General features: G+C 74.7%; 6 protein-coding genes. 3 read left to right on the top strand and 3 right to left on the bottom strand.

Going from position 1 to position 5,147, the window contains the following annotated elements:
• Window positions 1–1,269 (top strand): diaminopimelate decarboxylase (gene lysA, locus K6I34_RS31180; RefSeq protein WP_229331193.1); only part of this gene is annotated, 1,269 nt, incomplete at its 5' end.
• A gap of 82 nt (window positions 1,270–1,351) precedes the next feature.
• On the opposite strand, the gene K6I34_RS31175 is transcribed toward lysA, so the two are convergent.
• The 3 genes from K6I34_RS31175 to K6I34_RS31165 all read right to left on the bottom strand — a co-directional run bounded on the left by K6I34_RS31175 (window position 1,352) and on the right by K6I34_RS31165 (window position 3,811).
• The gene (locus K6I34_RS31175; RefSeq protein ID WP_229331191.1) at window positions 1,352–2,452 is read right to left on the bottom strand and encodes a macro domain-containing protein; all 1,101 of its coding nucleotides are present in this window, start codon (window positions 2,450–2,452) and stop codon (window positions 1,352–1,354) included.
• A gap of 65 nt (window positions 2,453–2,517) precedes the next feature.
• On the bottom strand, window positions 2,518–3,099 hold the full coding sequence (locus K6I34_RS31170; protein WP_229331189.1) for a hypothetical protein: 582 nt from the start codon (window positions 3,097–3,099) through the stop codon (window positions 2,518–2,520).
• A gap of 142 nt (window positions 3,100–3,241) precedes the next feature.
• Window positions 3,242–3,811 carry a CGNR zinc finger domain-containing protein gene (locus K6I34_RS31165; RefSeq protein WP_275127194.1) on the bottom strand — a complete coding sequence of 190 codons (570 nt, stop codon included), beginning with the start codon at window positions 3,809–3,811 and terminating at the stop codon, window positions 3,242–3,244.
• Window positions 3,812–4,035: 224 nt separating this feature from the next.
• Between K6I34_RS31165 and K6I34_RS31160 the strand changes: the two genes are divergently transcribed.
• Window positions 4,036–4,671, top strand: coding sequence for an AzlC family ABC transporter permease (locus K6I34_RS31160; protein ID WP_229331185.1), 636 nt, complete (start codon window positions 4,036–4,038; stop codon window positions 4,669–4,671).
• Window positions 4,668–4,979, top strand: a complete 312-nt coding sequence (locus tag K6I34_RS31155; protein ID WP_229331183.1) for an AzlD domain-containing protein — start codon at window positions 4,668–4,670, stop codon at window positions 4,977–4,979. The genes K6I34_RS31160 and K6I34_RS31155 overlap by 4 nt, the downstream gene beginning before the upstream one ends.
• Window positions 4,980–5,147: the final 168 nt, after the last annotated feature.

Here is a 5,147-nt window from a genome sequence, read left to right as displayed (position 1 = left end):
ACCCGCCCCCTGCACTCCGGTGACCTGGCCGTCGGCGGCGTACCGCTCGCCGAGCTCGCCGACCGCTTCGGCACCCCGTCGTACGTCGTCGACGAGGGCGAGGTGCGCGCCCGCGCCCGCGCCTGGCGGGCCGCGCTGCCCGGCGCCGACGTCGCGTACGCGGGCAAGGCCTTCCTCTCCCGCGCCATGATCCGCTGGATCGAGGAGGAGGGGCTGAGCCTGGACGTCTGTTCCGCGGGCGAGCTGGAGCTCGCCGCGCTCACCGGCTTCCCCGCCGAGCGGATCGTGCTGCACGGCAACGCCAAGAGCCCGGCCGACCTCAAGGCCGCGCTGCGCCTCGGCGTCGGCAGGATCGTCATCGACAGCGTCGGCGAGATCGCCTCCCTCGCCGCGCTGATGCCGCCGGGTGCCCGCCAGAAGGTGCTGGTGCGGGTCGTGCCGGGAGTGGCGGCCGGTGCGCACGCAGCCGTCCGTACGGGCGTGGAGGGCCAGAAGTTCGGCCTGCCCGTCGCGACCGGGGAGGCCGAGGACGCGGCCGAGCGGATCCTCGGGCAGCCCCGGCTCGAACTGGTCGGCCTGCACTGCCACCTCGGCTCGCAGATCGCGGGCCTCGGCCCGTACGTGACCGCGGTGCGCCGCCTCGTCCCCCTGCTGGCCGCGCTCCGCGACCGGCACGGGGTAACCCTCCCCGAACTCGACCTGGGCGGCGGCTTCGCCATCGCCTACCGCGACGGCGACCCCGTGCTGGACCCGGAGACGTACGCGACCCGGGTCACCTCCGAACTCGCCCTGCAATGCGAGCGGTTCGGCCTTCCCGTGCCCAGGCTGACCGTGGAGCCGGGCCGTTGGATAGCGGGCCCGGCGGGCGTGGCCCTGTACCGCGTGATCGCGGTGAAGTCGACCGGCGGCCGCACCTTCGTCGCCGTCGACGGCGGCATGAGCGACAACCCGCGCCCCGCGCTCTACGGCGTGCGCTACACGGTCCGCCTCGTCGGCCGCCAGTCCCGCGCGGCCGACCGCGCCACGACCGTGGTGGGCCGCCACTGCGAGGCGGGCGACATCCTCGCCGAGGACGTCCGCCTCCCGGCCGACGTCCGCCCCGGCGACGTCCTCGCCGTCCCGGCCGCGGGCGCGTACCACCTCTCGATGTCCTCCTCCTACAACCTGGTGGGCCGCCCGCCCGTCATCGCCGTCACCGAAGGCCGCGCCCGCCTCCTGGTCCGCAGGGAGACCCTGGAGGACCTGCGCAGCCGCGACATAGGGGACTGACGGTCCGTCATACCGACGGAGCGGTCCGCCCGGAGGGGAAGGCACCCCCGCGGCCCCCGCCCGGGCGGCCCGCCGGTTCCAGTCAAACGCAACGGCCGGGCGCGGACCGGGCGCGCCCCGGGCGGGTCCTGGCCGGGATCCGCTCCACCGCGCGGGCCTCTTCCGGGGTACGCACCACGAAGTGCACGTCCCAGCAGGCCCCGCGGGCCAGCTCCGCCTCGATGGCGCTCCACACGGCGGCCGCGCTCACCCGGTACGGAAGACCGCCGCGCCCGGAGCCGAGCAGCGGGAAGCACACCGAGCGCAGCGGCGGGGTGTGCCGGTCGCGCTCCTCCGCCAGCAGCGCGAGCACGCGCGAGGTGGCGCGGGTGATGTCGGCGGGCAGCACGTCGTAGTCGTTGGTCCCGGCCCGGGGCACGGCCACCGCCGCGTGGTAGATCCGCCGTACGCCGCACTCGGCCATGGCTCCCGAACCGGTCGGCGCCACCGTGCCCGGCAGCACCGGGCGCCCCGAAGTGCCCTGCCGGGCCGCCCACGCGCGCAGTTCGTCGTGGACGGGGTCGTCCAGCAGCTCGCCGGTCACCCCGCGCACGGAGGCGGCCCGGCGCAGCGAGGCGGAGACCGAGGACTTGTACGGCTCGGACAGCGCGAAGTAGGTGTTGGCCGGGGAGACCACCACGTCCACGTCCCGCAGCAGGTCGACGGAGTGGATGTGGAGGGTGAGGCGCACGGTCCGGCCGGCCACCAGGACGTCCACGGTCCGGTGGGTGTCGCCCTCCCAGCCGCCCTCGTCCGGCTCGCCGCCGCTCTCCACCAGTTCCACGATGTGCTCGGCCACCTGCCCGAGCACCATCACCTCGTGGTGCTTGCGGAAGCGCTCCTCGCTGACCCGGTACACCTCGGCCGCGCGGGCCCGGCGGGAGGACGCGGGCCAGTCCCGGGTGCCCTGCGCCAGGCCCAGGGTGTACTCGGCGGCGGTCCGCAGCGTGCCCGCGTCGAGCCGCTCCACCGCGCGGCGCAGCAGTGCCTCCACGGCGCCCTCGCGGGTGCGCGCGGGCGCCGTCGCGGCGGCGGCCGCCTCCAGGGCGGGCAGCGCACGGCCGCGCAGCCTCAGCAGTCCGGCTCGCCGGACCGCCTGTAACTCCGGGAGAAGTGCCGCGTGGTCGAGGGACGGTGGCTCCATGCGGCCCACGATGGCACCACGCGTCGCACGACGACAAGCGGCCGACAAGCGGCAGGGCGCCGGGCTCAGCGGCGGAGCGGCCGGCCGGTGCCGGGCGGGCCCGGCCGGGGCGCCCTCGGCGCTCCCAGGTCCGCCCGCATCCCGCCCCGCAGCTCCCGCAGCCGTTCCCACAGCGCGTCGATCTCCGCCCGGACTGCGTCGAGCGAGTCGCCCGGGCGCGGGACGCCGTCGTCCAGGCGCCGGAGCCGGCCGTAGGCGGTGCCGAGCGCGCGGGTGACCTCGCCGGCCAGGGCGAGTACGGGGTCGGGCAGCCGCACCTGGGCCTCCGCGTACACGTCCCGGTGCAGATCCCTGGCCTCGGTGAGGCGCTGCCGTACCGCGCGTGGATCCTCCGCGCGGGCCAGGGCGTACAAGTGGTCGGTGAGGGCGGCCAGATACTGCCGGGAGGCGGTGTTGAGGGCGACGTAACAGGCCCGCCGTTCCTCGTCCTCCCGCGCCCGCGCCCGCACCCGTTCCGCACGTTCCGCGCGCTCCTGCTCACGCCGCCGTCCGCGCGCGGCGGCGCGCTGGGTGAGGAGGGCCGACAGCAGGGTCCCGGCCACCCCGACGGCCGCCGCGACCGGCGCACCCGCACCATTGACGTCCATCGCCCTCACCCCCGTGTCACCGCAGGCTTCCAGCGAACCGGCCCCGCACCCCTCCGGGGAACCCCATGACCGGGGACCGTCCGGCCTTCGCCCGGACCGCGCCCGGGCGGCACGGACCGGTTCGCTGGAAGCCCGCGCGGGTTCAGCCGCCCTGGACCGCCGCCGCCTTCTTCCTGCGGGCGCGGTGGGCGGCGGCCGAGGCGCGGTTGCCGCAGATGGCGGGGGAGCAGAAGCGGCGGGACTGGTTGCGGGAGACGTCGACGAAGACCTCGGCGCAGCGGTTGCCGACGCAGACGTGGAGGCGGTCGACGCCGGCGGTGGTGACGACGGTGAGCAGGGCCATGGCCGCGTTGGCAGCGTAGCGGTCGACGGGGGCGGCGTCGGGGGCGGCCACGTGGAGGTGCCAGGTGCCGTCGTGGTCGGTGTAGTGGGGGACGGCGTGGTGCCCGGCGAGAATGCGGTTGAGCAGGGTGACGGCGGTGGCCTCGTCGGGGGCGGCGAAGACCTCGCGGAACACCGGGCGCAGCCGGTGGGCCGCGGCGAGGTCGGCCTCGGTCAGCGGGGCGTCGAGGGGCATGCCGTAGCGCTCGAAGAGGGCGGACAAGCCGTCAACTTCCGGCATTTTCTCTACGTTCCGCACAATGTTGTACGTGTTGACCAGGTCTTCAGCCAGCGTCACCGAAGCCTCTGAGTAACTAGTAAACCGCACCATGACTCCGTACTATGGCTGTCTGTCGGCGGCACCGCACTCGCGGTTCCACGGCGCCGCACCTGTTTGTCCTGCTCGCGTTTGCCCTACGTGTATTTGCCCCACGTGTGCCGCCCGCTTGTGAAGCAGAGGGCTCGATGGATTCACAACAAGAGTTACCCACCACTGCCACCCCCGTTCCCGCTGCGGAAACACATTCTCCCTCCACCGTCTTCCGGGAGGAAGCGGTGCAGGGGCTGCGGGCGGCCGTGCCGCTCGCGATCGCGGTGTTCGGCTTCGCCGTGTCGTTCGGCGTGGTCGCCCGTGCCGCGGGCATGGGGGTGCTGGCGCCGCTGGTGATGTCGCTGACGACCTTCGCGGGCTCCGCGCAGTTCGCGGCCGCCTCGGTGCTGGGCACCGGCGGCGGCGTGGCCGCGGCGATCGTGGCGGCCGTCCTGCTCAACTCGCGCTATCTGCCGATCGGCATCAGTGTGGCCCCGGCGATGACGGGCGGCGTGCTCAAGCGCTTCCTGTCGGCCCAGTTGGTGGTCGACGAGTCGTGGGCCGTGGGCCACGTCGGAGGCGGCCGCTACTCCCGGGGGCGGCTGCTCGGCGCGGGCGTCCTGGTGTACGCCGCGTGGGTCGGCGGCACCGCCGTCGGTGTGCTGGGCGCGCGCTATCTGGGCGATCCCGAGCGCTTCGGCCTCGACGTGGTCTCCCCCGTGCTCTTCATGGCCCTGCTCAAGGGGCAGATCACCAGCCGCAAGGCGCTGGTGGCGTCGGCCCTGGGTGTGGCGATCACCCTGACGCTGGTGCCGTTCGCGTCGCCCGGCGTCCCGTTGATCGCGGCGACGGCCGCCTGTCTCCTGGGGTTGAAGAAATGAGCGGACTGTGGCTCGCAGTGCTGCTGGTGGGCGCCGTCTCCATGACGCTGAAGGCCACGGGCCCGGTGCTGCTGGGCGGCGAGGAGCTTCCGGACGCCATGCAGCGGGTGGTGACGCTGATGGCCCCCACCCTGCTGGCGGCCCTGATATCCACTCAGATGTTCGGCAGCGGAAAGGCGTTGGTGCTCGACGCCCGGGTGGCCGGGCTCCTGGTGGGGGCCTTCGGCATCTGGCGGAAGTGGCCGACCCTGCTCGTCGTCGTCCTCGGGGCCGCCGCCACGGCCCTGACCCGGCTCGTCGTCGGCTGACCCCCCGCACCCGGTCCCGCGCCCCGGTGCACGCCCCGATCCCACACCCGATCCACACGGAGAATCCCATGGTCACCAGCCCCGGCGGGCAGCAGGCGTGGCCCACCGCCGCCTTGTGGGACGCGGCGGCCCGCCTCGACGTCCTCCTCCGGCTCCCGTCCCTGCCCC

Origin of the sequence: Streptomyces sp. UNOC14_S4, assembly GCF_020740835.1 — a bacterium.
Taxonomy (GTDB): domain Bacteria; phylum Actinomycetota; class Actinomycetes; order Streptomycetales; family Streptomycetaceae; genus Streptomyces.
Note: the sequence above shows the minus strand (reverse complement) of the source record. Positions and strands in the feature narration are given on the sequence as shown.